Source organism: Streptomyces sp. NPDC104226 (assembly GCF_055584085.1).
In genome coordinates, this window is record NZ_JBVJMS010000016.1 from 123,154 (window position 1) to 147,753 (window position 24,600).

The following is a 24,600-nucleotide window of genomic DNA, read 5'->3' on the forward strand; positions in this document are numbered from 1 at the left end:
CGGAGACCCGGGCGACGGCTCAGAAGCCGTGCCGGGAGCCGCCGTCCACCGGGAGCATGATGCCGGTCAGGTAGGAGGCCGCCGGGGACAGCAGGAACGCCGCCGAGCGGCCGAACTCCTCCGGGGTGCCGTAACGCCGCAGCGGGATCCCCGCCTCGTTGCGGGTGCGCGCGAGGTCCGCGTCCCCGGACAGGGCGTCGAGCTCGCGGACCCGGTCGGTGTCGATGCGGGCGGGCAGCAGGCCGACCACGCGGATGCCGCGCGGGCCCAGTTCCACGGAGAGGGACTTCGCGAAGCCGGCGAGGCCCGGGCGCAGTCCGTTGGAGATGGTGAGGCCCGGGATCGGCTCGTGCACGGAGCCCGACAGGACGAAGCCGATGACCCCGCCGTCGGAGAGCTCGGCGGCGGCTGCCCGCGCGAGGCGGACCGCGCCGAGGAAGACCGACTCGAAGGCCGCCGCCCACTGCTCGTCGGTGTTGTCCGCCGCCGAACCGGGCGCGGGGCCGCCGACGCTGATGAGGATGCCGTCGAGGCGGCCGAAGTGTTCACGGGCCGCGGCGACGAGCCGCGGGGCGGCCCCGGGGTCGGAGTTGTCGGCTGCCACGCCGACCGCGTTCGGGCCCAGCGCCTTGGCCGCGGCCTCGGCGCGGGCGGCGTCCCGGCCGGTGAGCACCACCTTCGCGCCGTCGGCGGTGAGTTCGCGGGCGGATGCGTAGCCGAGGCCCCTGGTGGCGCCGGTGACTACGTAGACACGGTCCTTCAGTCCAAGATCCATGCCCGACACGCTACGCGGTCGCCACCGGCTCCCGCTCGGAAGCGGCGGCCGAGGCGGCTGCCGCCGCCTCGCGGTCGCGCTTCTCGCGCCGTACGAGCACGATCCAGCCCACCGGCACGGCGGAGGCGAACAGCCACCACTGCACCGCGTACGCCATGTGCGCCCCGATCGAGTCGTGGTCGGGCTCGGCGACCACCTCGGGCTTGCCGTCGGCCGGGACCGGGGAGGTGAGCTCCAGGTAGCCGCCGAGGACGGGCTTGCCCAGGTACTGCGCCTGCCGTTCGCTGTTGATCAGCATCACCTGGCGGTCCGGCAGGCCCTTGCGGTCCTTGATGCCGCTGCCGCCGCTGGTCTCGTCGGCCTTCAGCCGCCCGGTGACCGTGACCTCGCCGGTGGGCGCGGCCGGCACCGGCGGGTAGGCGCGCGGGTCGTCGCCGCCCTGCACCCAGCCCCGGTTGACCAGGACCACCCGGCCGTCGGGGAGGACCAGCGGGGTCAGGACGTGGAAGCCGACCTTGTCGTCGTTGTCGGTGCGCATCCGTACGACGACCTCGTGCGCGGAGTCGTAGGTGCCGGTGGCGGTCACGGCGCGCCAGTAGTCGGAGCGCGGGACCACGTGGCCGGGGGAGGTGACCTCGGTCATGGGGACCGGCTTCGCCCGCAGGTTCGCCTCGATCAGCTGGTTCTGCGCGACACGGTGCTCGTGACGGTGGAACTGCCAGAACCCCAGCTTGATCATCGCGGGGATCAGGGCGAGGCCGATGAGGGTGAGGCACACCCACTGCCGGGTCAGCACAAAGCGGTACACGCCCACGACGGTACCCCCAGCGGCGAGGACCCCGGCGGCCGGGTGGCCGTCCGGGGTCGTGGCGGAGGGAAAGGGAGGGGGAGGAGGGGGGATCCGGGCGGGAGGACGGGACGGGAATCAGACGCGGTCGGTGATGCCCACCTTCCCCTCCGCGCGGGCGCAGTGCCCTCCGCAGAACCACTGTCCTTGGACCTCGACGCCCTGCCCGATGATCTGGACCCGGCAGTGCTCGCAGATGGGCGCCATGCGGTGGATGGCGCAGGAGAAGCAGTCGAAGACGTGCACAGCACCCTGTGCGTGTACTTCGAAGGACATGCCGTAATCGTTCCCGCAGACTTCGCAACGTGCCATGCGCGGCATGCTGCGCAGGGCGGACCGCCGGAACAAGATCCACCGGGGTGAGTCGCCGAGCGTGCACCCGGCCGGCCCAACATCCGGCCCGGCCCCAGGCCCTTCGGCCCCAGGCCCGCGATCCGCCCCGGGGTCAGTCCTGCGCCGGAGCCACGTCCCGCAGCAGCTGGGTGAAGGCCGCCTCGTCGACGACGGGGGTTCCGAAGGACTTCGCCTTCACCGTCTTGGAGGTGGAGGAGTCCGGGTCGTTCGTCACGAGCAGGCTCGTGAGCCGGGACAGGCTCGTCGCGACGTGCAGGCCGGCCTCCACGGCGCGGTCCTCCAGCAGCTCCCGGTCCACCGAGGTGTCGCCGGAGAACGCGATCCGCATGCCCTGCTTGAGCGGGGTGCCGTCCGTCCACCGACCCGGGTTCGGGTACGGGCACGGCGGCCGCTTGCGCGAGGGCCGCCAGCTCGACCCGGCGCCGCCCGCCCCGTACGAGGCCTGGTACCCGACGCGCGGGGCGGCGGGGGTGTCCGACCACTCCGTCAGCGGCCGGCATTCCAGCAGGGGCAGCCGTACGTTGTCCCGCGCGGCCGCGTGCAGGGACGGACGGAAGGCCTCCGCGAGGACCCGGGCGTCGTCGAGCGCGTGGTGGGCGCGCTGCTGGACCACGCCGAAGTGCGCGGCGAGCGACTCCAGCTTGTGGTTGGGCAGCGGGAGGTTCAGTTCCTTCGACAGGGCGATGGTGCACAGCCGCTGGCGCACCGGCGCCGTGACCTCGGCCCGCGCGTACTCACGGGCGATCATCTGCCAGTCGAAGATCGCGTTGTGCGCGACCAGGACCCGGTCGGCGAGCCGGTCCGCGAACTCCCCGGCGATGTCCTTGAAGAGCGGCGCGTCCTGGAGCATGTCGCTGGTCAGACCGTGGATCCACACGGGCCCGGGGTCCCGCAGCGGGTTGACCAGCGTGTACCAGTGGTCCTCGACGTTGCCCTGAGCGTCGAGCCGGTAGACGGCGGCGGAGATTATCCGGTCGTCGCGAGCGAGCCCGGTGGTCTCCACGTCGACGACCGCGTACCCCTGTGGGTACGCGGTCGGCCACGTCGTCTCTGCGGTCGTACGGTCGGCGAGCATGGTCACAGAGGATATCGGCCCGCGCCGACACCCGGAGCCTTACGGCCCTTCAGCCCGGCTCAGCCCAGCTCCGCGACGAGGTCCCCGGCCGTCACCCGGTCGAAGGACCCGGGTACTTCGGCGGGTCCGGGGAAGAGCCGGTAGGCCGTCCCCGAACCCCCGTCGGGGGCCACGCTCGCGCTGGTCAGCGCCAGGAACGCGCGCTTGCCGGCGGCCAGTTCGGCGGCCTCCGCGTCGGCGTCGGCGCGGGGCCGGCGCTCCTCGGGCGGCGCCAAGGCGCCGATCCGGGCGGCGAAGGCGGTCGCGCTCTCGCCCTCCGCGGCCCGGTAGACCCACACCTCGTCGGTGTCCGAACTCTCGTCGCCCCGCCGGATCACCACCACCTCCCGGGTACGCGCCGCCGCCCGCCACACGGTGAGGTCCCACAGGGTGGTGCGGGTGCCGGAGGCGAAGTGCGCCCATGCGGCCGAGGCCAGCGCCGCGACCCGGTCGCCGCGCGGGGTGACGCTCTCGAAGGCGCCCGACGGCGGCAGTCGCAGGTCCGCCCACAGCGCCCGCCGCGCTGCGAGGTCCACGACCACCGCCACCCGGGCCCGCGTCGCGGGGCCGGTCAGCCCGAAGTGCCGGCCGTCCACCACCGGGCCCTCAGCCCCCGTGCCGTCCGCCGGCCGGGACGTGAACCCCGTGAAGGCCCGCGCCAGCTCCTCGAACGGCACCCCGGCGTAGCCGGACACCAGCACCACCGCGAACGCGTCCCCGCTCCCGGCGAGCCCCGCGAGGTCCAGGTCGACGTACTCGGTCTCCCCTTCCGGCACGGATCGCGGTACGGGCGCCCAGCCGTGGCCGCCCGCATGCACGGCGCCCGCCCCGGGCCTCCCGTGGGCCGGACGCTCGCGGTCGCACAGGCCGGTGAACCGCCAGTCGGCGTCGAAGAAGGCCACCGCCAGGTTCAGCAGCGCCACTTGCTCCGGGGCCTCCCTCCAGTGCAGGAACAGCCGGAGCTCCGAGCCTGCGGGCAGCGCCGGAAAGCTGCCCCGGGGCACAGCGCCGTCGGTCCCGCCGGAGGGTACGGGCAGTTCCGCGAGCCCGGAGTCCAAGACGGCCAGTTCGTACGGTTCCCCCTCGCGCAACGCGAACCTGCGCAGCACCTCCGCCTCCAGCAGGGCCGTGGCCGCCGCGACGAGCGGGCCCGGCAGCGGTGGGCGGTCCTCCGTCACGGACCGGACGTGGCCGGCCGGGCCCTTGGGGAAGAACACGCGCGGCGAGCCGGTCCGGTCCGCCGCGCGCCCGCGCAGCGCGCCGAGCGCGGCCAGCAGTGGGCCGGCGCCGACGGAGGGGAGCGCGCGGGCCAGCTCCCGTGCGACCCCGGGGGCCGGCTGGTCGCCGGTGTGCAGGCGCAGCAGGTGGTCGAGGCGCAGGACGAGCTCCTCCGGGCGCTCCCCGGCCACCTCGGCGGCGGCCCCGGGGTCGCCCTCGGCCAGTGCCCGTTCCAGTCGCCCGGCCCAGGTCAAGGGCCGGATCCGGCCGCCCTCGACCCGTACGGCGTCCGGATGGGCGGCGGCCGTCTCGCGCAGGGCCGCTCCCAGCGCGCCGGACGAGGACGTGCCCCGCAGCGCGGCGAAGGCCAGGGCCGCCCGGGGATGGCGGGCGGACCGTTCGAAGGGGTGCAGGGTCTCGGCGGCCCGCTTCCAGGCGGTCGGATACCGCAGCAGCTCCTCGACGAGGCCGGCGACGGGCAGCGCGTCGAGTGCGCCGAGCAGCGCGCGGCGCAGCGGCCGGTCGGGGGAGCGGAACCGGGACGGCCCGGGAGCGAGCGGCTCCGGGTCCCCGCCGGACAGTGCGGTGAGGAGGCGCAGCACGTCGGTGGCGCTGGTCAACCACCCGGCGAGCAGCGGCAGTACGGCGTCCCGCGGGGCGGTTCCGGTCAGCAGGCCGGCCAGGACCAGCGCTCGGGTCCGCGGTACGGGGATCCGTGCGGGCAGCCAGTCGAGCCCGGCCGGGGCGAGCGCGAGCAGCGTCGGCAGGTCGGCGTGGTCCTCGGGGGACAGCGGCGCCGGCCCGGCGAGCAGCGGGGCCAGCACCCGGGCTGCGTCGGCCGCGGGATCGGTGCCGAGCCGCAGCAGCCGGAGCGGGCCGGGCGGGATCCCGCTCCCGTCGCCGTCCGGCGCGGGGTGCTCCGTAGCGGGGGAGTCCGCGGAGAGGAAGGGAGCGGCCGGGTCGAGGGGATGCAGGCAGACCAGGCAGACGGTGGGGTCGGCGCCGTCCCGGCAGGAGCCGCAGACGAGATGGGCGCACGGGTCGAGGGCGTGTACCGGGCGGGTCCGGCCGCAGAGGGCGCACGGCCGGGAGGGGGCGAGGCGCAGCAGGGTGAGGACGCGAGCGGCGTACCAGCGTTCGGTGTCGTGCGGGACGGAGAAGGGGAAGCGGCGGAAGGCCGGCCGGGGCCCCCGCTCGGTGCCCGTGAGGCCGTCGGTCAGCGCCAGCAGGCGCGAGCGCTCCTCGGCGAGGTCGGTCGGTGCGAGGACGGCCAGGGCGGCGTACAGCTCCCGGCTCATGGTCCAGCCGCGTTCGAGGAGTTCGCCCTCCAGCGGGCGGACCCCCGTGGTGCCGGGTGAGGCGGCGGCGGGCGGCCGGTCGAGGTAGACGGTCCGGAGCCGGCGCAGCATGAGCTCATCGGCGGATCGGGTGACGGGCACGGTCCTTGTTTCCCTCCGCGAACAAAAAACGGGGGCGGAGAGAGGTCGCGCGGACTTTCCGTGAAAGGGAGAGGATGCGCGCCGGGGAGCCGCCCCCGTGGAGCCGATCCCATCACGGGCGGCCGCGCGGCGGCAAGCCGGTTACCTGGCCGGTGGCGCCAGCAGGGCCCGTACCAGGGCCTTCAGCGTCAGCTGGAACAGCCGCTCCGGATCGACCGGGCGGGCCAGCGCGCGGGCCAGCGGCGGGTCGTGCGGGGCGTCGGCCGGGTCCCAGAGCTCGCTTTCGGCGGGGGACTGGGCGGGGGAGCGTTCGCGATTGCGCTCGACCAGGACGAAGCCGATGATCTGGAACTGGATCGCGCGCACCGCGTCCGCGGCCCGGGTCCCGCGCAGCCCCGCCGCGTGCACCTCGTGGACCAGGGCCTGCTGGGCGGGCAGGAACATCCGTTCGGTGAGGCCGCGTTCGTGGACCATCGCGATCAGGTGCGGGCGCTCGCGCAGCTCGCGGCGCAGGATGCGGGCGACCGAGAGGATGCGGTCGCCCGGGGTGCGGCCGGCCGGCCGGATGGCGCCCACCTCCTCCACGGTCCGCTCCACGAGGGCGTCGAGCAGGGATTCGCGGTTGCCGACGTGCCAGTAGATGGAGGTCACCGCGGTGCCCAGCTCGGCGGCGAGCTTGCGCATGGTGAGGGCGGCCGGGCCGTGCTGTTTGACGAGGGAGGCGGCGGCGTCCAGCACCTCGTCGCGCGTCAGCGTGGTTCTGGCCATGGTGACCGTCCCAACTATCTGTCGATCCGTCAGATCAGGTACGTGCAGGGGTCTTTACCCTTCATCGGTCCCGGTGTAACTGTGTTACAGAACCGACTGCGTCCTAGACGAAGGATGGTGCGAGAGATGGCACGCGTACGGTACGGAGCGCGCACCGAGGCCGAGATCGCCGCTTCGCGAGAGAAGAGTTCCAAGCTCCCCGACATCTGGTCCACCGGCGTGGTGGCCGTCTGGGAGACCGACCCGGACGTGGTGGCGGCGGTCCTGCCGCCGCCGCTGAAGCCCACGGAGCGGCCCCTCGTACGGGCCAACATCAGCAAGGTGGACCTGCCCGGCTACCCGCTCGGTGCCGGCTCGGTGGCCGTGGCCGCCCAGCACGACGGGGTCGAGGGCTGGTACCCGCTGGTCATGCCGATGAGCATGGAGCGTGCCCTGGTCGGAGGCCGCGAGGTCTTCGGCGAGCCGAAGAAGCTCGGCGAGATCACCGTCGAGCGCGAGGGCCTGGTGGTCCGGGCCGCGCTCGCCCGGCACGGGATCGCCTTCGTGGAGGTGCGCGGCGCGGTGGACCGCGAGCTGCCGCTGCCCGAGCCCACCGTGAAGACCGACTTCTACTTCAAGTTCCTCCCCGCCGTGGACGGTTCCGGCTTCGACGCCGATCCGGTGCTGGTGCACTGCACCCGCAACGAGAAGGTCCGCAAGCTGGAGCACATCACCGGCGACGTGGTGCTCCGCGAGTCGATGTTCGATCCGATCGCCGATCTCCCCGTCCGCCGGCTCGTCGAGCTCACCATCGGCGAGAAGACCACCGACCAGCGGGGCAAGGTCGTCGAGCGGGTCAGCGCCCAGGCCCTGCTCCCGTACATCCACCAGCGCTACGACGACCCGATGCAGATCCTCGACGGACCGCCCGAGGGGAGCGTCTGATGCGACTCGAACCGGGACAGGTGGCCGTGGTCACCGGAGCCGCCAGCGGCATCGGCCTCGCCATGGCCCGCCGCTTCGCCGCCGAGGGGCTGAAGGTGGTCCTCGCCGACGTGGAGGAGGGCGCCCTGCGCAAGGCCGCCGACGAGCTCGCCGCCGACGGCGCCGAGGTGCTCGCCAAACTCGTCGACGTCAGCGACCGCGACTCCGTGATCTCGCTGGCCGACGCCGCCTACGAGACCTTCGGCGCCGTGCACGTCCTCTGCAACAACGCCGGCGTCGGCTCCGGAGCCGAGGGCCGCATGTGGGAGCACGAGCCCAACGACTGGAAATGGGCCTTCTCCGTCAACGTCTGGGGCGTCTTCCACGGCATCCAGGCCTTCGTCCCCCGCATGATCGCGGGCGGCGGACCCGGCCACATCGTCAACACCTCCTCCGGCGACGGCGGCATCGCCCCGCTGCCCACCGCCTCCGTCTACGCGGTGACCAAGGCGGCCGTGGTCACCATGACCGAGTCGCTCTACGCCCACCTCAAGGCGGAGGGCGCGGCCATCGGCGCCTCCGTGCTCTTCCCCGGGCCGCACATGCTGCGCACCGGCCTGTGGGAGTCGCACCGCAACCGGCCCGACCGGTACGCCAAGGAGCGCCCGCGCAAGTCCCCGTACCGCAGCATCGCCCAGTTCGAGGCCGCGATGAAGGAGGCCGGGCACGAGGTCGCCTTCACCCCGGTCGAGGACGTCGCCGACCACGTCGTGGACGGCATCCGCGCCGACCGCTTCTGGATGCTGCCCGACAGCGAGCACAGCGACCGGCAGATCCGCGCCCGGTCGCAGTCGATGCTCGACCGCGCCAACCCCGGCTACCTGGAAAGTTTCATCCTCGACTGAGGAGCCTCAATCGTGAGTGCGTACGAAGACCCGTACCTGATCATCTCCTCCGACTGCCACGCGGGGCTGCCCACCGAGCAGTACCGCCCCTACCTGGACAGCGCCTTCCACCCGCAGTTCGACGAGTTCCTCGGCCAGCGCGACGCCCGCCGCGCCGAGGCCACCAAGCTCGGCGTGCGCAACGAGGCCTTCGCCGAGAAGTGGTTCCACGACCACGAGGAAGGCCTCAAGGGCGGCTGGGACGTCACGCAGCGGCTGAAGGAACTCGACGGCGACGGCGTGGCCGCCGAAGTCGTCTTCCCCGACGCCGACGCGGTGGACAGCCAGACGGCCGCCCCCTTCGGAGTGGGCCTCGGCCTCTCCGGGGACCAGGACCCCGAGCTCGGCATGGCCGGCGCCCAGGCGCACAACCGGTGGCTCGCCGAGTTCGTCTCGGAGAACCCCGAGCGGCACTGCGGGGTGGCCCTGCTGCCCATCACCGGCGACCCCGACAAGGTCGTCGCCGAGATATACCGGGCCAAGGCATCGGGGCTCGGCGCCCTGATGATCCCGGCCATGTGGGTGGACAAGGCCCCCTACCACGACCGCCGTTACGACCCGGTGTGGGCCGCGGCGGCCGAGACGCAGATGCCGATCGTCACCCACTCCGGCTCCTCGCCGCGCCACGAGTACGGGGACCACCTGGGCATCTTCGTCTCCGAGGTCACCTGGTGGCCGGCCCGCCCGCTCTGGTTCCTGCTCTGGTCCGGGGTCTTCGAGCGGCACCCGGGCCTGAAGTTCGGCGTCGCCGAGTCCGGCTGCTGGTGGCTGCCGAACCAGCTCTGGTTCATGGACCGGCTCTACCTCGGCGCCCACGGCGGCAAGAAGCTCTCGCCCTTCGAGGAGCTGAAGCGGCCGCCGAGCGAGTACCTGGACCGGCAGGTGTTCGTCTGCGCGACCAACACCAAGCGGCGCGAGCTGGCCCAGCGCTACGAGATCGGCGTGGACAACATCCTGTGGGGCTCGGACTTCCCGCACCCCGAGGGGACCTGGCCCAACACCCGCACCTGGCTGAAGAACACCTTCCACGACATCCCCGTCGAGGAGACCCGCCGGATGCTGGGCCTGGCCGCGGCCGAGGTCTTCGGCTTCGACACCGAGAAGCTGGCGCCGATCGCCCGCCGCATCGGCCCCACCCCGGCCGAGCTCGGCCAGAGCGAGGACCAGGCGGCCGTCGAAGCCTCCTGGGCGCGCTCGCGCGACGTGGGCCGGCACTGGCTGACCGACAACGACTTCCCGGTGCTGGGGGTGAACCCGTGAGTCCCGACACCCCGGCCGCGGGGGAGGACCGCTACACGGTCATCTCCGCCGACTGCCACGCGGGCGCCGACCTTCTGGACTACCGGCCCTACCTGGAGAAGAAGCACCACGAGGCCTTCGACGCCTGGGCCGCCACCTACGTCAACCCGTACGAGGACCTCCTCGCGGACACGGCGGACGCCAACTGGAACTCCCAGCGCCGGCTGGCCGACCTGGAGGCCGACGGGATCGTCGCGGAAGTCCTCTTCCCCAACACCATCCCGCCGTTCTTCCCGAAGTCCTCGCTGATGGCCCAGCCCCCGACCCGTGAGGAGTTCGCCCTGCGCTGGGCGGGTCTCCAGGCCCACAACCGGTGGCTGTCCGACTTCTGCGACGACGCCCCCGGACGGCGTGCGGGCGTGGTCCAGATCCTGCTGAACGACGTGGACGAGGCGGTGCGCGAGATCCGCCGCACCAGGGAGGCGGGCCTCACCGGCGGCATCCTGCTGCCCGGGGTCCCGCCCGGCTCCTCGATCCCCGAGCTCTACTCGGAGGTCTACGACCCGATCTGGGCCGTCTGCGACGAGCTGGACGTCCCGGTCAACCACCACGGCGGCTCCGCCTCGCCACCGCTGGGCGACGAGCCGGCGGCGCGGGCCGTCTTCATGGTGGAGACCACCTGGTTCTCCCACCGGGCCCTGTGGCACCTCATCTTCGGCGGGGCCTTCCGGCGCAACCCCGGGCTGAAGCTGGTCCTCACCGAGCAGGGCTCCGGCTGGATCCCCGGGGTGATGGACATGCTGGACTACTACCACGGCCGCCTGGTCGCCGCCTCGGCCACCGCCGAGGCCAAGTTCGGGGCCGGGCTGGCGGAGTCCATGGGCAAGGGGCCGAGCGAGGTCTGGCGGGAGAACTGCTTCGTGGGAGCGAGCTTCATGCGCCCCCACGAGGTCCCGCTGCGCGGCCGGATCGGCCTCGACAAGATCATGTGGGGCAGCGACTACCCCCACGACGAGGGCACCACGCCCTACTCCCGCGAGGGCCTGCGGATCGCCTACGCGGGCCTGCCCCGCGAGGAGGTCGCCGCCATGGTCGGCGGCAACGCCGCCCGGGTGTACGGCTTCGACCTCGCCCTCCTGGACGCGGTCGCCGCCAAGCACGGCCCCCTCGTCTCGGAGGTCGCGCAGCCCCTGACGGAGGTCCCGGCGGGAGCCACCAGCCCGGCCTTCGCCCGCGGGGGCTCGGTCCGGGTCTGGTGACCGGGAGCGCGCGGACGCCCCGTAGTACCGGGGCCGCCTGACCAAGCGGTCCCGGCGCTCCGGGCTCCGCGTGCTCCTGGCTCCGCGTGCTCCGGGCTCCCGGTGGAGCGGCTCAGTCCCTGCGGACGAGCCGCTCCGGCGGGATCAGCTCCGCCCCGGTGACGTGCGTGCCGCCGCGCAGCTCGATCACCAGCTCCTCCAAGGGGGCCAGCGGCGACAGGTCCACGGTCCCCAGGCATTCGCTCAGCACCAGTCGGCGCAGCGCCGGGACATCGCGCAGCGCCTCCAGGGTGCCCTCCAGCGCGCACCGGATCAGGACGAGCCGGTCGAGGCGCTCGTACGGCAGGAGGGCGCCGGCCGAGACGGGTGCGGCGTGCCGGATCTGCAGGCCGGTCAGTCCCCTGAGCGGCAGGGAGCGCACCAGGTGCCGGTACTGACCGCTCCCGGCGACCGTCAGCGTCTCCACCCGCGGCCAGCGCTCGATCCCGTCGAGCGTCATGCGGCGGGCGCCCTGCCACAGGTGCAGCGCGGTCAGCGTGTCCGCGGCGGGGACGTCCCCGATCCGCCGCTGCTCCGGCTCGAAGCCGATGACCAGCGAGCGCAGGCCGGCCGCGCCCGCCAGCGGGGCGAGCGAGAGGTCGTCGCGCAGGTAGCCGAAGGCGAGGCTGTCCGCCCGCAGTTCGCCGACCACGTCGATCCCGGTGACCTTCGGGCAGTCCAGGACGCCCAGGTGCCGCAGCGTCGTCCGGCCGGCCAGCGGGGACAGGTCGGCCAGCCGTGCGTTGCGGTGCAGGATCAGCGATTCCAGGTCCCGCCGCTCCGAGATCTCCCGCGGCACCGGGCCGTCCCAGGTGACGTGCAGCCGGTGGACGTGCGGCAGCCGGTGCAGGGCCCGGAGCTGTCCGGCGGTGCGCACGTGCAGGTGGGCCGTGCGCATGGGGGCGTCCGCGAGCACCGTGTCCACGTAGGCGTCCACGGGGAACCGCCCCCAGGCGTCGGACAGTTCGCGGCCCACCTCGTAGCGGTCGTCGGTCCGGAAGCCCGCGATCACCTGGAGGGCCCGGTCCCCGCCGACCAGCGCCGCGGTACGGATCGTCGCGGCGGCCTCCTCCTCGGTCAGCCCGGCCGGCTCCGGCAGCAGCTCCAGGACCAGCTCGCCCGCCTTGGCCAACTCCCCGGCCTGGCTGGGGGAGCGCGGCGGCAGCAGCCGGGCCGTGCGCTCCTCCACCTCGCGCCAGACCTCCGGGTCCAGCTCCGGCGCGTGCTCCAGACAGGCGGCCGCGAGCAGGACCAGCCGGCTCCGGTCGGCTTCGGCCTGGTCGGCGCGGCGCAGCAGCTGCCGCAGCAGCGAGGCGCGTTCGTCCGGACGGGCGTGCCCCACGGCCATCCTGACCACGTGGTCCCAGGTGTCCTCGTGGGCGTTGCGGACCAGCACGCCGAAGTCCCTGGCCTCCACCGCCGCCTTGGCGCCGAGGTAGTCCTGGAAGGTGCGGTGGACGAACATCACCGAGCCCGGCACCGGTTCCCGGAGCAGCCCGCTGCGGATGAGCAGGTGCCGGAACACCGTCTGCGCGGTGCCCTGCGCCTTGACCTGCGGCATGGCGTCGAGCGATTCGGCGATCATCCCGATCGCCTCCTCGGCGGAGGCCTCCACCTGCCCGTTGCGGATCAGCCAGTACGCGAGCCGCTGGAGCAGCAGGGTCTGCTCGTCCCGGCTGAGGTAGACGCCCTCGACCCCGGAGATGTCCCGTTCGATGTCGCGGCGGATCAACAGCATGTCCAGTGCCGCGTCGTACAGCTCCTTGCGGGCCCGCGGCAGGTGCATCCGGCGGTCCCGGTTCAGCGCGCACAGCAGGGCGCACATCAGCGGGTTCGTCGCGAGCCGGCCCAGGTCCCGGCGGGTGCCGACGGCCTGCAGGAGCGCCTTCTCGTACCGGTCGAGCAGTGCGCGTTCCCGCTCCAGACCGGCGCCCTCGCCGCCGGCTTCCGCGCGGGCGGAGTCGTGCCAGTGCGTGATGTAGGCGCCGACGTCGTCGCGTTCCATCGGCAGCAGCGCGAGCGAGGAGAAGCCCTGGGCGGTGAGCCAGTCCTCCGGTACGGCCGACGGGCGGGTGGTGACCACGAAGCGGGCCGCCGGGTAGGCGGTGAGCAGCTCCCGCAGCCAGGACTCGGTCCGGCTGCGCAGGCGGGGTGGCACCTCGTCCACCCCGTCGACCAGGACCAGTGCGCGCCCGGCGGACAGGAGCTGCTCGACCCAGCCCTCCGGGGCCGTCAGCGGGACCCCGGTCGCGGTCAGCCAGTCCCCGGGCCTGGGCAGCCCGGCGGGTGAGTTGAAGGAGCGCAGCGGCAGGACGAAGGGGACCAGCGTGTTCCAGTCGGGCAGCTGGGGGCCGAAACTGCGGCGGGCGGCGTTCAGGGCCAGCCACTGGACGAGGGTGCTCTTGCCCGAGCCGGCGGGGCCGCGCAGCAGGACCCGCTCCGAGGCGTTCAGGGCCACCTCGACCTTGACCGGGGTCCGCAGGCCGGGCTCCTCCAGGAGCTGTGCGCCGCTGACGGCGAGGCTGATGTAGGCGAGGTCCAGGGGCCAGTCCTGGCGGTCCCGGCTGAAGGTCAGCCCGAAGAGCTGGATCCGTGCCTGGGCCCGGGTCACGTGGTGGGCGTACTCCTCCTCGAACCGGGCCGCCCGGTCGGCCGCGGCCTCGTCCCCTCCGTCGCCCGCGCCCGGCGTGCTCGCGCCGGCCGGGCTCCCGCCGGCCGCGCGGCACAGGGCGAACAGCTCCCGGTAGGCGGTGGCCGCCGCCGGGCCGAGGGGGGCGTCCGGCGGGGGCGCCGCCGCGGATGCCGGGCCGGGGTCCGCGGCGAAGAGGGCCCGGGCCTCCCGCGGGCCCAGCGCGGCGAACACCTCGCCGACGGCGGTCACCGCCGCCAGCCGGTCGGCCTCGTCGAGCCCGGCGGCCGCCCCGGCCAGCCGGCCCGCCAGCTCGTGCGCGAGGCGTCGTACCGCGGCGTCGCCCGGCCTCGCCGGCCTGAGCCGGCGCGCCGGACCGGGCCGGGACCTCGCCAGGGCCAGCGCCACCGCCTCGGCCGTCCTTAAGACCGCGGCCCCGAATCCCGCCCCTGAGTCCGTCATCCCCATGCCCTCCCCCTGCCCGGACGCCCGCACCCGGAAGCATCTCGTGAACCGTCGGTAACATCGATGGATACCGATCGGTAACAACCCCTAGCCGAGCCCCCGAACCCGCCTCTATGGTGCGGACATGCCGAACCTGCCCGATGTCGTGCTGTGGTCCATACCCGCCTTCGTCCTGCTCACCGTCATAGAGCTGGTGAGTTACCGCATCCATCCCGACGAGGACGCCGCCGGGTACGAGACCAAGGACGCCGTCACCAGCCTCGGCATGGGAATCGGCAGCCTCGGCTTCGACTTCCTCTGGAAGATCCCGATCGTCGCGATCTACACCGCGGTCTACGAGCTCACCCCGCTGCGCGTCCCCGTCCTGTGGTGGACCGTTCCGCTGATGCTGCTCGCCCAGGACTTCCTCTACTACTGGCAGCACCGCGGCCACCACGTCATCCGGATCCTGTGGGCCTGCCACGTCGTCCACCACAGCAGCCGCAAGTTCAACCTCACCACCGCCCTGCGCCAGCCCTGGACGAGCGCCACCTCCTGGCCGTTCTACCTCCCGATGATCGCGCTCGGCGTGCACCCGGCCGCCATCGCGTTCTGCTACTCGGTCAACCTCGTCTACCAGTTCTGGATCCACACCGAGCGCATCGACAAGCTGCCCCGGCCCATCGAGTTCGTCTTCAACTCGCCCTCCCACCACCGCGTCCACCACGCCTCCCAGGGCGGCTACCTGGACCGGAACTTCGGCGGCATCCTGATCCTCTGGGACCGGATGTTCGGCTCCTGGGTGGGGGAGACCGACAGGCCCGTCTTCGGCCTCACCAAGAACATCGAGACCTACAACCCGCTGCGCGTCGCCACCCACGAGTACGCCTCCATCGCCCGGGACGTACGCGGGGCCACCACCTGGCGCGAGCGCGCCGGACGCGTCTTCGGCGGCCCCGGCTGGCAGCCGGCCCAGCCGGCCCAGCCCGCCCAGGCCGGACAAGCCGCGCAGGCGGCCCCCGCCGAGGCCTCCGCGCCCGCCCCGGAGCACGCCGCGTGAGCGCCGCCGGCTCCACCGACCGCGCGCAGTCCCGTACGCCGTCCTGGGCGCGCCCCGCCCTCCCCCCGGGCTCCGGCCCCGCCACCCGGGCACTGCTCGTCGCCTTCGCGGCCGCCACCGCCGTGGACCTCGGATCCCTGCTGGCGGGCTGGCACACCGGGCACCTCGTCGCCAAGCCGCTGCTGATGCCGCTGCTCGTCGCCTACGTGATCACCCGCCGCGCCCCCCGCCTGCTGATCGCTGCCCTGCTGTTCGGCTGGGGCGGGGACCTGGCCCTGCTCTTCGACGCCGATCCCGCCTTCCTGATCGGCATGGGCTCCTTCGCCGCCGGGCACGTCTGTTATCTGGTGCTCTTCGGCCGTCGCCGGACGGGCCCCCTGCTCGGGGCCGCGTACGCCGCCGCGCTCCTGTCCACCGTCACGCTGCTCTGGGGCGACCTGCCCGCGGAGCTGCGGATCCCGGTCGCCGGGTACAGCCTGCTGCTCACCGCCATGGCCTACCGCTCCAGCGCCCTGGGGCGGCGGGCCGGGCTCGGCGGGGCGCTGTTCCTGCTCTCCGACACGCTCATCGCCACCGGGGTCGCCGAGTGGCCCCAGCTGCCCCGCCCCGACTTCTGGGTCATGGCGACGTACGTGGCGGCCCAGTACCTGCTGGCCACGGGAGCACTCGCGCCGCGGCGGGCGTACGGTAGGGAGGCCCTACAGGGCTCAACCATTTCCTAGCCGGAGGACTGCACCACCATGCGCGCCACCGTCATCCACGCCCCGCACGACATCCGCGTGGAGGAGGTGCCCGACGCTGCGATCCAGCGCCCCGAGGACGCCGTCGTCCGCGTCCTGCGCGCCTGCATCTGCGGCAGCGACCTCTGGGCCTACCAGGGCGTGGCCAAGCGCCAGCCGGGCCAGCGGATCGGCCACGAGTTCCTCGGCGTCGTCGAGGAGACCGGCTCCGCCGTCTCCGGCCTGCGCGCCGGCGACCTCGTCGTGGCCCCCTTCATGTGGTCCGACGGCACCTGCGCCTACTGCACCGAGGGCCTGTACACCTCCTGCGAGCACGGCGGCTTCTGGGGCTCGGTCGGCCACGACGGCGGCCAGGGCGAGGCCGTCCGCGTGCCGCACGCCGACGGCACCCTCGTGAAGCTGCCCGCCGACGCCGTCTCCGACGACCACCTGCTGACCGCGCTCCTCGCACTGTCCGACGTCATGGGCACCGGCCACCACGCCGCGCTCGGCGCGGGCGTCCGCAAGGGCTCCACGGTCGCCGTCGTCGGCGACGGCGCGGTCGGCCTGTGCGGCGTCCTCGCCGCCAAGCGCCTGGGCGCCGAGCGGATCATCGCACTGGGCCGGCACACCGTCCGTACGGACATAGCGAAGCTCTTCGGGGCCACCGACGTCGTCGCCGAGCGCGGAGAGGCCGCCGAGACGGCCGTGCGCGAGCTCACCGGCGGCCAGGGCGCCCACTCGGTCATCGAGGCGGTCGGCACCGAGATGTCCATGCGCACCGCCGTGAACATCACCCGCGACGGCGGTTCCGTCGGCTACGTCGGCGTCCCGCACGGCAGCGGCACCGGACTCGACCTCGGTGTCATGTTCGACCGCAACATCAGCCTGCGCGGCGGTGTCGCGCCGGTCCGCGCGTACATCCCCGAGCTGCTCGAGGACGTGCTCAGCGGTGCGATCGACCCGTCGCCCGTCTTCGACCGGGCCGTCACCCTGGACGAGGTCCCGGACGGCTACCGGGCGATGGACGACCGCAGCGCGCTGAAGGTCATGATCAAGCCGTAGGGGTCCACGACCCGCAGGAGGGGCCGGCCCGGGACGATCCCCGGGCCGGCCCCTCCGTACGTCAGGTCCCGGCCGCTACGCCTTCACGGCCTTGCTCCACGGCCCTACTTCACGGCCTTGAGCGCGTCGACCACGCCGTAGCCGTCGTAGCCGTTCTGGCCCCACCTGCTGTTGCAGGTGGCGGCGTCGACCAGCGCGCCCGTGGCGTCGTAGACCTTCTCGGGGCAGGCCGTCTTCGTGGCCTGGACCTTGAGGAGCAGCTGGAGCTGCGCCGGGCTCGCCCACGGGTGCCGGCTCTTGAGCAGGGCCGCGACGCCGGCGACGTGCGGGCCGGCCATCGAGGTGCCCTGCTTGTAGCCGTAGCCGCCGCCCGGGAGGGTGGACAGCACGCGCCCGTTGGCGTCCGGGGTGGCGGGTATCTGCCACTTGTCGCCGCCCGGGGCCGCGACGTCGACGACGCCCAGGCCGTAGCTGGAGTAGTAGGACTTGAAGCCCTGGTTGCCGGTCGCGCTCACCGTGACCACTCCCGGGAGCTGCGTGGGCAGGTCCAGGCAGACGTGCGGGTCGATGGTGCGGGTGACCGGGGTCTCCACGTCGTCCGGGCTGGTGTCGTCCACGATGGCGTCGGACGCCAGGTCGTGGTTGGAGTTGCCGGCCGAGGCCACGCTGAGCACGCCCTTGCGCTCGGAGTACTGCGTCGCCCGGCTGAGGGCCTCCACCAGCGCCTTCTGGTCGTCGTCCGACTTGCAGTTGTAGAGCCACGGGTCGACGTAGTAGCTGTTGTTGGTCACCTCGATCCCCTTCTCGGCGGCGAACATGAAGGCGCAGACGACCGCCTCGGTGAAGAAGAGGCTGGTCGCGGGCTCGCTGACCTTGATCGCCGCGACCTTGACGCCGGGTGCCACGCCGCTGATGCCCACGCCGTTGCGCGCGGCCGCGATGGTGCCCGCCACGTGGGTGCCGTGGTCGCTGCCGTCCGCGTACGGACGCCACGCGCCCGCGGTGGTGTCGGCGACCCCGCCGACGCAGTTCGCGGACTGGCCGGCGGAGAAGTTCGGGGCCAGATCGGGGTGGGTGTCGTCCACGCCCGTGTCGATGACGCCCACCGTGACGTTGCGGCTGCCATCGTTGATCTTGTGAGCCTGATCGGCCTTGATCGCCCGCAGATCCCACTGGTTCGCTTCCAGGGGCTCCTGACCCGGCTCGGCCTGCGCCGCCGCCTTGGCGGCGTCGGAGTCGCTCAGCCGCTGCGTCGTGCCCTCCTCGGTGGTCTGCACCACCGAGAGCGGGGCGGTACGGGTGGCGCCCACCGAGACGAACAGACTGCGCTGGGCGCGCAGCTGCTTGGCGAACTCCGGGTTCTGCGAGTGGGCTACGACCACGCCGATCTGCTCATATGCGATCACCACGGTGCCACCGGCCCGCTCGATCGCCTTCTTCGCCTGCTTCACGCTTCCGTGCGAGGTCACGTTCGCCACGTACGAGAGCTTGGGGCCGGAGGTGTCGGGCTTGGCGGTGGCCGAGGCGTCCGCCGTCACGCCGAGCGGAGCGGCGGAGGCCGCGACCGTGGGCAGGAAGGCGAGCGAGGCGGTGAGGGCCAGGCCGACCGGAACGGCGAGAGCGCGCCGCCGGTTACCGGTTCCCAGATGAGCCATGGGTTCTCCACATCATCGTGAAAAAGCCGCGCGGGCGCGGTCGCGCCCGACGGGTTCATGTCACGTGAACCTAGTGCCGACGTTCGACTTCGCGCCATCAGTTCGAGGAATCAGTTCCCGCCGAAACCAACAGGTGTTGAACCACCCCGACGCGCCGGACGTGCCGTTGACAGGGGGATCGGCACCACCATCCCCCCACGGAGGTTGTTTTGTCCGTCGTCCCCACCGCCCCCGCGTCACAAGGAGAGTCCCCCGTGACCACCGAAGCAGCGCCGCCTCCGGGCAGTCCGGGAGCGCCGCCGGCGGCCCCCGCGGCCGAAGAGTTCGTACGCGTCCAGCAGAGCCCGGAGTTCGCCGAACTGCGCCGCGCCCACCGCTCGTTCGCCTTCCCGCTCACCGTGGCGTTCATCGCCTGGTACCTGCTCTACGTGCTGCTCTCCAACTACGCGGGCGGCTTCATGGGGACGAAGCTCTTCGGCAACATCAACGTCGCACTCGTCCTGGGCCTCGGCCAGTTCGCGACGACCTTCCTCATCGCCTGGCTGTACTCGCGTCACGCGGCGGCCAAGCTCGACCCCAAGGCCTCGGCCATCAAGGCAAGGATGGAGGCGGGCGAATGAGCGCCCCGCTGTACGTGGCGGTCGCCGGGGCGGCCACGGCGGGTACGACCACCGCCGCCGGCGCCTCCGAGCACCGCCCGCTGATCATCACCCTGTTCGGGCTGTTCGTCGTCGCCACCCTGGCCATCACGGTCTGGGCCGGACGCCAGACCAAGGACGCCGCCGACTTCTACGCGGGCGGCCGCCAGTTCACCGGATTCCAGAACGGCCTGGCCATCTCCGGCGACTACATGTCCGCCGCGTCCTTCCTCGGCATCGCCGGAGCCATCGCGCTCTTCGGCTACGACGGCTTCCTCTACTCGATCGGCTTCCTCGTCGCCTGGCTGGTGGCCCTGCTCCTGGTCGCCGAGCCGCTGCGCAACTCCGGCCGCTACACGATGGGCGACGTGCTCGCGTACCGGATGCGCCAGCGCCCCGTACGCACCGCCGCGGGCACCTCCACCATCGTGGTCTCGATCTTCTACCTGCTCGCCCAGATGGCCGGCGCCGGCGTGCTCGTCTCGCTGCTCCTCGGTATCACCAGCGACTTCGGCAAGGTCGTGATCGTCTCCCTGGTCGGCGTCCTGATGATCCTCTACGTCACCATCGGCGGGATGAAGGGCACCACCTGGGTCCAGATGATCAAGGCCGTGCTGCTGATCGCGGGCACGCTGCTGATCACCTTCCTGGTGCTGCTCAAGTTCAACTTCAACATCTCGGACCTGCTGGGCAAGGCCGCCGACAACAGCGGACAGGGAGTGAAGTTCCTGGAGCCGGGCCTGAAGTACGGCAAGGACTCGCTCTCCAAGCTGGACTTCCTCTCGCTGGGCCTCGCCCTGGTCCTCGGTACCGCGGGCCTGCCGCACATCCTGATCCGCTTCTACACGGTCCCGACGGCCAAGGCCGCCCGCAAGTCCGTGAACTGGGCCATCGGCATCATCGGCGCCTTCTACCTGATGACGATCGTCCTCGGCTTCGGCGCCGCGGCCCTGCTCAAGCGGGCCGACATCATCGCCTCCAACAAGGCCGGCACCACCGCGGCCCCGCTGCTCGCCCAGGAGATCGGCGGCGGTTCCGGCTCCACCGGCGGCGCGGTCCTGCTCGCCGTGATCTCGGCGGTGGCCTTCGCCACGATCCTCGCGGTCGTCGCGGGCCTGACGCTGGCCTCCTCCTCGTCCTTCGCGCACGACATCTACGTCAACGTGATCCGCAAGGGCAAGGCCACCGAGAAGGAAGAGGTACGGGCGGCCCGCTGGTCGACCGTGGTCATCGGAGCCGTGGCCATCGGGCTCGGCGCCCTGGCCCGCGACCTCAACGTGGCCGGCCTCGTCGCCCTGGCCTTCGCGGTCGCCGCGTCCGCCAACCTGCCGACGATCCTCTACAGCCTCTTCTGGAAGCGCTTCACCACTCAGGGCGCCCTGTGGTCCATCTACGGAGGCCTGATCTCCTCGGTCGTCCTGGTGCTCTTCTCGCCGGTGGTCTCCGGCAAGCCCACCTCGATGTTCAAGGGCGCCGACTTCTACTGGTTCCCCCTGGAGAACCCCGGCATCATCTCCATCCCGCTCGGCTTCCTGCTGGGATGGCTGGGAACCGTCCTCTCCAAGGAGAAGGCCGACCCGCAGAAGTTCGCCGAGCTGGAAGTCCGCTCACTCACCGGAGTCGGCGCGCACTGACACGCAGCACCTGAGCGAGATCCTCCGAGCACCCAACGTGGCCGTGTCGTACTTCCCTACGACACGGCCACGCCTCGTCTCGTTCATTCGGGCATCCCTATACGTCACGGGCTTCGCGTAGGCTCGTCAGTAGCGCTCGTAATCTCATCCGCTATGGCGCAAACCTCTACAAACCGGACAGGGGAGGGGGCTCACAGTGCTTCTCGACACTTACGGCCGCGTGGCCACTGACCTGCGCGTCTCACTCACCGACCGGTGCAATCTGCGCTGCACGTACTGCATGCCCGAGGAGGGTCTGCAGTGGCTCGGCAAGTCGGATCTGCTCAGTGACGACGAGATCGTCCGCCTGATCCGCATCGCGGTCACCCAGCTCGGGATCGAAGAGGTCCGCTTCACCGGCGGCGAGCCGCTGCTGCGCCCCGGCCTCGTCGGGATCGTCGAGCAGTGCGCGGCCCTGGAGCCCCGCCCCAAGATGTCGCTGACCACCAACGGCATCGGCCTCAAGCGCACCGCACAGGCGCTCAAGGCCGCCGGCCTGGACCGGGTGAACGTTTCGCTGGACACCCTGCGGCCCGAGGTCTTCAAGACCCTGACCCGCCGCGACCGCCACAAGGACGTCATCGAGGGCATGGCAGCCGCCCGCGAGGCCGGCCTCACCCCCGTCAAGGTCAACGCGGTCCTGATGCCCGGACTCAACGACGACGAGGCCCCCGACCTGCTGGCCTGGGCCGTCGAGAACGAGTACGAGCTCCGCTTCATCGAGCAGATGCCCCTCGACGCGCAGCACGGCTGGAAGCGCGACGGCATGATCACCGCCGGCGACATCCTGGAATCCCTGCGCACCCGCTTCACCCTCACCGAAGAAGAGTCCGAGGAGCGCGGCTCCGCCCCGGCCGAGCGCTGGGTCGTCGACGGCGGCCCGGCCACCGTCGGCGTCATCGCCTCGGTCACCCGCCCCTTCTGCGGAGCCTGCGACCGTACGCGCCTCACGGCCGACGGCCAGATCCGTACCTGCCTCTTCGCCACCGAGGAGTCCGACCTGCGCGCCGCCCTGCGCTCGGGCGCCCCGGACGAGGAGATCGCCCGCCTGTGGAAGGTGGCGATGTGGGGCAAGAAGGCCGGATCCGGCCTCGACGACCCGACCTTCCTGCAGCCCGACCGCCCGATGTCGGCGATCGGCGGCTGACCTCCACCGCCGGCAACGGCTCCGAGCGACCCCGAGGGCTCGCAGCGGCTACGGCCGCTGCGAGCCCTCGGGCGCTTCCCACTCGTCGAGCTTCACCACGTCCTTGAGGAAACCGCGGACCCCCAGGAACTGGGACAGGTGCTCGCGGTGCTCCTCGCACGCCAGCCAGGTCTTGCGGCGCTCGGGGGTGTGCAGCTTCGGGTTGTTCCACGCCAGGACCCAGACGGCCGCCTCGCGGCAGGCCTTGGCGGAACAGGTGGGTACGTCGGCGGCCGAAGCGTCGTTCATCAGTGCGTCAAGGGGAGTCACGGCTCAAACCCTAAGGCGGACCGAGACGGAATGGCGACGCCGAGCAGCCACGGGGGGAGCTGCCCGGCGTCGGTCCGTCGCTCCGACGGGGGATGCGGAGCGCGTAGGCAGTATGTCACGCAGGACCCGGTGCGGTGCACTGGAACTTCATGATTGATCTGAGCTTTTCTTGAGGTTCCCGTCACCCAGCGCGGGGCGCACGGGCGCCGGCATGAAGTGGGACGGCAGGGAGGGCGTCGATTCGCGCCCCGCGTTGGCGATGACCACCGCGATGTACGGCAGCAGCGCCCCCGCGACGAGCGTCACGACGGCCACGGGCCGCTGCACGTTCCACAGGACGATCGTCGCGACGACCGACAGGGTCCTGATCAACATCGAGATCACGTACCGGCGCTGGCGCCCCCGTACGTCCTCGGCGAGGCCCATCCGCGCCCCCGTGATCCGGAAGACCTCGGACCCGTTCCGCTTCGTCCGCTCCACAACCCACCACCCGATCGACCGCCGGACACTCCCCGGCCCGGACTCCTCCACGGTACGCCGCGTGCCCGCGGACGGGCAGAGGGGGTGTCCCCCGAATGGCCGTGTCCGAAATGCGCAGTAGGCCGGACGGGTCGAGACTGGGCCCACATGCGCACAACGCGCCAGGAGGAGGCTCGACATGGGTTGGTTGTGGGCGATCATCGTCGGCTTTGTACTGGGACTGATTGCCCGGGCGATCCTGCCGGGCAAGCAGCACCAGCCCCTTTGGCTGACCACCATCTTCGGAATCATCGGCGCGGTCCTCGGCAACGCCGTGGCCACGTGGATCGGCGTCGGTGAAACCCGCGGCATCGACTGGATCCGGCACTTGCTGCAGCTCGCCGGAGCCGTCGTGATCGTCGGCCTCGGCGACATGATCTACAGCTCGATGCGGGGCAACAAGAAGCAGATGACCTGAGGGCTCCCGCTCCGCCGCGCGGCGGAGCACGACGGAGCACGACGGAGGGGCCGGCCCGGACAGTGCGTCCGGACCGGCCCCTCCGTCGTGCCTGTGAGCCGGCGCCTAGCCGGTGACCTCGACGGCCGCCAGGTTCTTCTTGCCGCGGCGCAGCACCAGCCAGCGCCCGTGGATCAGGTCCTCCTTGGCGGGGACCGCGTCCTCGGCGGTGACCTTCACGTTGTTCACGTAGGCGCCGCCCTCCTTCACGGTCCGGCGGGCGGCCGACTTGCTCGCGACCAGCCCGGTCTCCGCCAGCAGGTCGACGACCAGCCCCGGCTCCGCCACCTGCGCCTGCGGCAGCTCGGACAGGGCCGCGGCCAGGGTGGCCTCGTCCAGGTCCGCCAGCTCGCCCTGGCCGAACAGCGCCTTGGACGCCGCGATCACGGCGGCGCACTGGTCCGCGCCGTGCACCAGCGTGGTCAGCTCCTCCGCCAGCGCCCGCTGGGCGGCGCGCGCCTGCGGCCGCTCGGCGGTCTGCGCCTCCAGCACTTCCAGCTCCTCGCGGCTCTGGAAGGACAGGATGCGCATGTAGGTGGAGACGTCCCGGTCGTCCACGTTCAGCCAGAACTGGTAGAACGCGTACGGGGTGGTCATCTCCGGGTCGAGCCAGACGGCGCCGCTCTCGGACTTGCCGAACTTGGTGCCGTCCGCCTTGACCATCAGCGGGGTCGCGATGGCGTGGACGTGCGCGTCCGGCTCCACCCGGTGGATCAGGTCGAGACCGGCCGTCAGGTTGCCCCACTGGTCGGACCCGCCCTGCTGGAGCACGCAGCCGTGCCGGCGGTACAGCTCCAGGAAGTCCATGCCCTGGAGCAGCTGGTAGCTGAACTCCGTGTAGCTGATGCCCTGGTCGGACTCCAGGCGCTTGGCGACCGAGTCCTTCGTCAGCATCTTGTTCACGCGGAAGTGCTTGCCGATGTCCCGGAGGAACTCGATGGCGGACATGCCCGCCGTCCAGTCCAGGTTGTTCACCATGAGCGCCGCGTTCTCGCCCTCGAAGGACAGGAACGGCTCGATCTGGGTGCGCAGGCGCGCCACCCAGTTCGCGACGGTCTCCGGGTCGTTCAGGGTGCGCTCGGCGGTCGGCCGCGGGTCACCGATCTGACCCGTGGCACCGCCGACCAGCGCCAGCGGGCGGTGGCCCGCCTGCTGGAGCCGGCGCACGGTGAGGACCTGCACCAGGTGCCCCACGTGCAGCGAGGCCGCGGTCGGGTCGAAGCCGCAATAGAACGTGACGGGACCGTCCGCGAAGGCCTTGCGCAGCGCTTCTTCATCGGTGGACTGGGCGAAGAGCCCGCGCCACTTCAGTTCGTCGACGATGTCCGTCACGGTTCTGGGTCTCCTTGAACGAGGTGGAACACGAAGCTGAGGGGTTCCCCGCCA

Annotated in this window: 22 protein-coding genes; 11 read left to right on the forward strand and 11 right to left on the reverse strand. The window is 72.3% G+C overall.

Annotated features, from left to right (window positions below):
- Positions 1 to 19: 19 nt before the first annotated feature.
- The 6 genes from ACZ60J_RS37140 to ACZ60J_RS37165 form a co-directional block, all read right to left on the reverse strand.
- Positions 20 to 775: an SDR family oxidoreductase gene (locus ACZ60J_RS37140; protein WP_469688594.1), complete on the reverse strand. Its 756-nt coding sequence runs from the start codon at positions 773 to 775 to the stop codon at positions 20 to 22.
- A 10-nt stretch (positions 776 to 785) separates the two neighbouring features.
- A complete protein-coding gene (locus tag ACZ60J_RS37145) occupies positions 786 to 1,583 on the reverse strand; it encodes an SURF1 family cytochrome oxidase biogenesis protein (protein WP_469688595.1) in 798 nt (265 codons plus the stop codon).
- Positions 1,584 to 1,700: 117 nt separating this feature from the next.
- Positions 1,701 to 1,934 carry a hypothetical protein gene (locus tag ACZ60J_RS37150; protein ID WP_266577931.1) on the reverse strand — a complete coding sequence of 78 codons (234 nt, stop codon included), beginning with the start codon at positions 1,932 to 1,934 and terminating at the stop codon, positions 1,701 to 1,703.
- 133 nt (positions 1,935 to 2,067) lie between these two features.
- A complete protein-coding gene (locus ACZ60J_RS37155; RefSeq protein WP_469688596.1) occupies positions 2,068 to 3,057 on the reverse strand; it encodes a DEDDh family exonuclease in 990 nt (329 codons plus the stop codon).
- Between the two features lie 53 nt (positions 3,058 to 3,110).
- Positions 3,111 to 5,747 (reverse strand): MXAN_6230/SCO0854 family RING domain-containing protein, encoded by a 2,637-nt coding sequence (locus ACZ60J_RS37160; RefSeq protein ID WP_469688597.1) that lies wholly within the window; start codon positions 5,745 to 5,747, stop codon positions 3,111 to 3,113.
- Positions 5,748 to 5,888: 141 nt separating this feature from the next.
- Entirely contained in the window at positions 5,889 to 6,515 is a 627-nt protein-coding gene (locus ACZ60J_RS37165; protein WP_469688598.1) for a TetR/AcrR family transcriptional regulator, read from the reverse strand.
- Between the two features lie 126 nt (positions 6,516 to 6,641).
- Between ACZ60J_RS37165 and ACZ60J_RS37170 the strand changes: the two genes are divergently transcribed.
- Genes ACZ60J_RS37170 through ACZ60J_RS37185 form a run of 4 tightly spaced genes read left to right on the forward strand, consistent with a single transcriptional unit; the run spans position 6,642 to position 10,860 of the window.
- Positions 6,642 to 7,439, forward strand: a complete 798-nt coding sequence (locus ACZ60J_RS37170) for an acetoacetate decarboxylase family protein (protein WP_469688599.1) — start codon at positions 6,642 to 6,644, stop codon at positions 7,437 to 7,439.
- Positions 7,439 to 8,323, forward strand: coding sequence for an SDR family NAD(P)-dependent oxidoreductase (locus tag ACZ60J_RS37175; protein ID WP_469688600.1), 885 nt, complete (start codon positions 7,439 to 7,441; stop codon positions 8,321 to 8,323). Before ACZ60J_RS37170 ends, ACZ60J_RS37175 begins: the two co-directional genes overlap by 1 nt.
- Before the next feature lie 12 nt (positions 8,324 to 8,335).
- On the forward strand, positions 8,336 to 9,622 hold the full coding sequence (locus ACZ60J_RS37180) for an amidohydrolase family protein (RefSeq protein ID WP_469688601.1): 1,287 nt from the start codon (positions 8,336 to 8,338) through the stop codon (positions 9,620 to 9,622).
- Positions 9,619 to 10,860: an amidohydrolase family protein gene (locus ACZ60J_RS37185; protein ID WP_469688602.1), complete on the forward strand. Its 1,242-nt coding sequence runs from the start codon at positions 9,619 to 9,621 to the stop codon at positions 10,858 to 10,860. Before ACZ60J_RS37180 ends, ACZ60J_RS37185 begins: the two co-directional genes overlap by 4 nt.
- A gap of 112 nt (positions 10,861 to 10,972) precedes the next feature.
- Here ACZ60J_RS37185 and ACZ60J_RS37190 read toward each other — a convergent pair whose 3' ends face one another.
- Entirely contained in the window at positions 10,973 to 13,990 is a 3,018-nt protein-coding gene (locus ACZ60J_RS37190) for an NACHT domain-containing protein (protein WP_469688603.1), read from the reverse strand.
- A 127-nt stretch (positions 13,991 to 14,117) separates the two neighbouring features.
- Here ACZ60J_RS37190 and ACZ60J_RS37195 point away from each other — a divergent pair, with 127 nt between their 5' ends.
- The 3 genes from ACZ60J_RS37195 to ACZ60J_RS37205 are packed head-to-tail and all read left to right on the forward strand — an operon-like array spanning position 14,118 to position 16,816.
- Complete coding sequence (locus ACZ60J_RS37195) at positions 14,118 to 15,032, forward strand: sterol desaturase family protein (protein ID WP_469688604.1); 915 nt, start codon at positions 14,118 to 14,120, stop codon at positions 15,030 to 15,032.
- Positions 15,029 to 15,754 (forward strand): lysoplasmalogenase, encoded by a 726-nt coding sequence (locus ACZ60J_RS37200; RefSeq protein ID WP_469688605.1) that lies wholly within the window; start codon positions 15,029 to 15,031, stop codon positions 15,752 to 15,754. The genes ACZ60J_RS37195 and ACZ60J_RS37200 overlap by 4 nt, the downstream gene beginning before the upstream one ends.
- Positions 15,755 to 15,772: 18 nt before the next feature.
- On the forward strand, positions 15,773 to 16,816 hold the full coding sequence (locus ACZ60J_RS37205; RefSeq protein ID WP_469688606.1) for a zinc-dependent alcohol dehydrogenase family protein: 1,044 nt from the start codon (positions 15,773 to 15,775) through the stop codon (positions 16,814 to 16,816).
- Positions 16,817 to 16,920: 104 nt separating this feature from the next.
- Here ACZ60J_RS37205 and ACZ60J_RS37210 read toward each other — a convergent pair whose 3' ends face one another.
- Complete coding sequence (locus tag ACZ60J_RS37210; RefSeq protein ID WP_469688607.1) at positions 16,921 to 18,471, reverse strand: S8 family serine peptidase; 1,551 nt, start codon at positions 18,469 to 18,471, stop codon at positions 16,921 to 16,923.
- A 254-nt stretch (positions 18,472 to 18,725) separates the two neighbouring features.
- Between ACZ60J_RS37210 and ACZ60J_RS37215 the strand changes: the two genes are divergently transcribed.
- The 3 genes from ACZ60J_RS37215 to moaA all read left to right on the forward strand — a co-directional run bounded on the left by ACZ60J_RS37215 (position 18,726) and on the right by moaA (position 21,929).
- A complete protein-coding gene (locus ACZ60J_RS37215) occupies positions 18,726 to 19,091 on the forward strand; it encodes a DUF485 domain-containing protein (RefSeq protein WP_469688608.1) in 366 nt (121 codons plus the stop codon).
- Positions 19,088 to 20,743, forward strand: a complete 1,656-nt coding sequence (locus ACZ60J_RS37220) for a solute symporter family protein (protein WP_469688609.1) — start codon at positions 19,088 to 19,090, stop codon at positions 20,741 to 20,743. The genes ACZ60J_RS37215 and ACZ60J_RS37220 overlap by 4 nt, the downstream gene beginning before the upstream one ends.
- Positions 20,744 to 20,939: 196 nt before the next feature.
- Positions 20,940 to 21,929, forward strand: a complete 990-nt coding sequence (gene moaA, locus ACZ60J_RS37225; protein WP_469688610.1) for a GTP 3',8-cyclase MoaA — start codon at positions 20,940 to 20,942, stop codon at positions 21,927 to 21,929.
- Positions 21,930 to 21,977: 48 nt separating this feature from the next.
- On the opposite strand, the gene ACZ60J_RS37230 is transcribed toward moaA, so the two are convergent.
- Together ACZ60J_RS37230 and ACZ60J_RS37235 are read right to left on the reverse strand one after the other, a co-directional pair.
- A complete protein-coding gene (locus ACZ60J_RS37230) occupies positions 21,978 to 22,217 on the reverse strand; it encodes a hypothetical protein (RefSeq protein WP_469688642.1) in 240 nt (79 codons plus the stop codon).
- A 168-nt stretch (positions 22,218 to 22,385) separates the two neighbouring features.
- Entirely contained in the window at positions 22,386 to 22,664 is a 279-nt protein-coding gene (locus tag ACZ60J_RS37235; protein ID WP_469688643.1) for a DUF3099 domain-containing protein, read from the reverse strand.
- Between the two features lie 232 nt (positions 22,665 to 22,896).
- Between ACZ60J_RS37235 and ACZ60J_RS37240 the strand changes: the two genes are divergently transcribed.
- Positions 22,897 to 23,175, forward strand: coding sequence for a GlsB/YeaQ/YmgE family stress response membrane protein (locus tag ACZ60J_RS37240; protein WP_469688611.1), 279 nt, complete (start codon positions 22,897 to 22,899; stop codon positions 23,173 to 23,175).
- Positions 23,176 to 23,280: 105 nt separating this feature from the next.
- Here ACZ60J_RS37240 and tyrS read toward each other — a convergent pair whose 3' ends face one another.
- Entirely contained in the window at positions 23,281 to 24,546 is a 1,266-nt protein-coding gene (gene tyrS, locus ACZ60J_RS37245; protein WP_469688612.1) for a tyrosine--tRNA ligase, read from the reverse strand.
- Positions 24,547 to 24,600: the final 54 nt, after the last annotated feature.

Excerpts from the sequence above, each read along its gene's own strand:
- ACZ60J_RS37140 (WP_469688594.1), bottom strand. The coding sequence starts at position 775 with ATGGATCTTGGACTGAAGGACCGTGTCTACGTAGTCACCGGCGCCACC.
- ACZ60J_RS37150 (WP_266577931.1), bottom strand. The coding sequence starts at position 1,934 with ATGGCACGTTGCGAAGTCTGCGGGAACGATTACGGCATGTCCTTCGAA.
- ACZ60J_RS37165 (WP_469688598.1), bottom strand. The coding sequence starts at position 6,515 with ATGGCCAGAACCACGCTGACGCGCGACGAGGTGCTGGACGCCGCCGCC.
- ACZ60J_RS37170 (WP_469688599.1), top strand. The coding sequence starts at position 6,642 with ATGGCACGCGTACGGTACGGAGCGCGCACCGAGGCCGAGATCGCCGCT.
- ACZ60J_RS37175 (WP_469688600.1), top strand. The coding sequence starts at position 7,439 with ATGCGACTCGAACCGGGACAGGTGGCCGTGGTCACCGGAGCCGCCAGC.
- ACZ60J_RS37190 (WP_469688603.1), bottom strand. The coding sequence starts at position 13,990 with ATGACGGACTCAGGGGCGGGATTCGGGGCCGCGGTCTTAAGGACGGCC.
- ACZ60J_RS37195 (WP_469688604.1), top strand. The coding sequence starts at position 14,118 with ATGCCGAACCTGCCCGATGTCGTGCTGTGGTCCATACCCGCCTTCGTC.
- ACZ60J_RS37205 (WP_469688606.1), top strand. The coding sequence starts at position 15,773 with ATGCGCGCCACCGTCATCCACGCCCCGCACGACATCCGCGTGGAGGAG.
- ACZ60J_RS37210 (WP_469688607.1), bottom strand. The coding sequence starts at position 18,471 with ATGGCTCATCTGGGAACCGGTAACCGGCGGCGCGCTCTCGCCGTTCCG.
- ACZ60J_RS37220 (WP_469688609.1), top strand. The coding sequence starts at position 19,088 with ATGAGCGCCCCGCTGTACGTGGCGGTCGCCGGGGCGGCCACGGCGGGT.
- ACZ60J_RS37230 (WP_469688642.1), bottom strand. The coding sequence starts at position 22,217 with ATGAACGACGCTTCGGCCGCCGACGTACCCACCTGTTCCGCCAAGGCC.
- ACZ60J_RS37235 (WP_469688643.1), bottom strand. The coding sequence starts at position 22,664 with ATGGGCCTCGCCGAGGACGTACGGGGGCGCCAGCGCCGGTACGTGATC.
- ACZ60J_RS37240 (WP_469688611.1), top strand. The coding sequence starts at position 22,897 with ATGGGTTGGTTGTGGGCGATCATCGTCGGCTTTGTACTGGGACTGATT.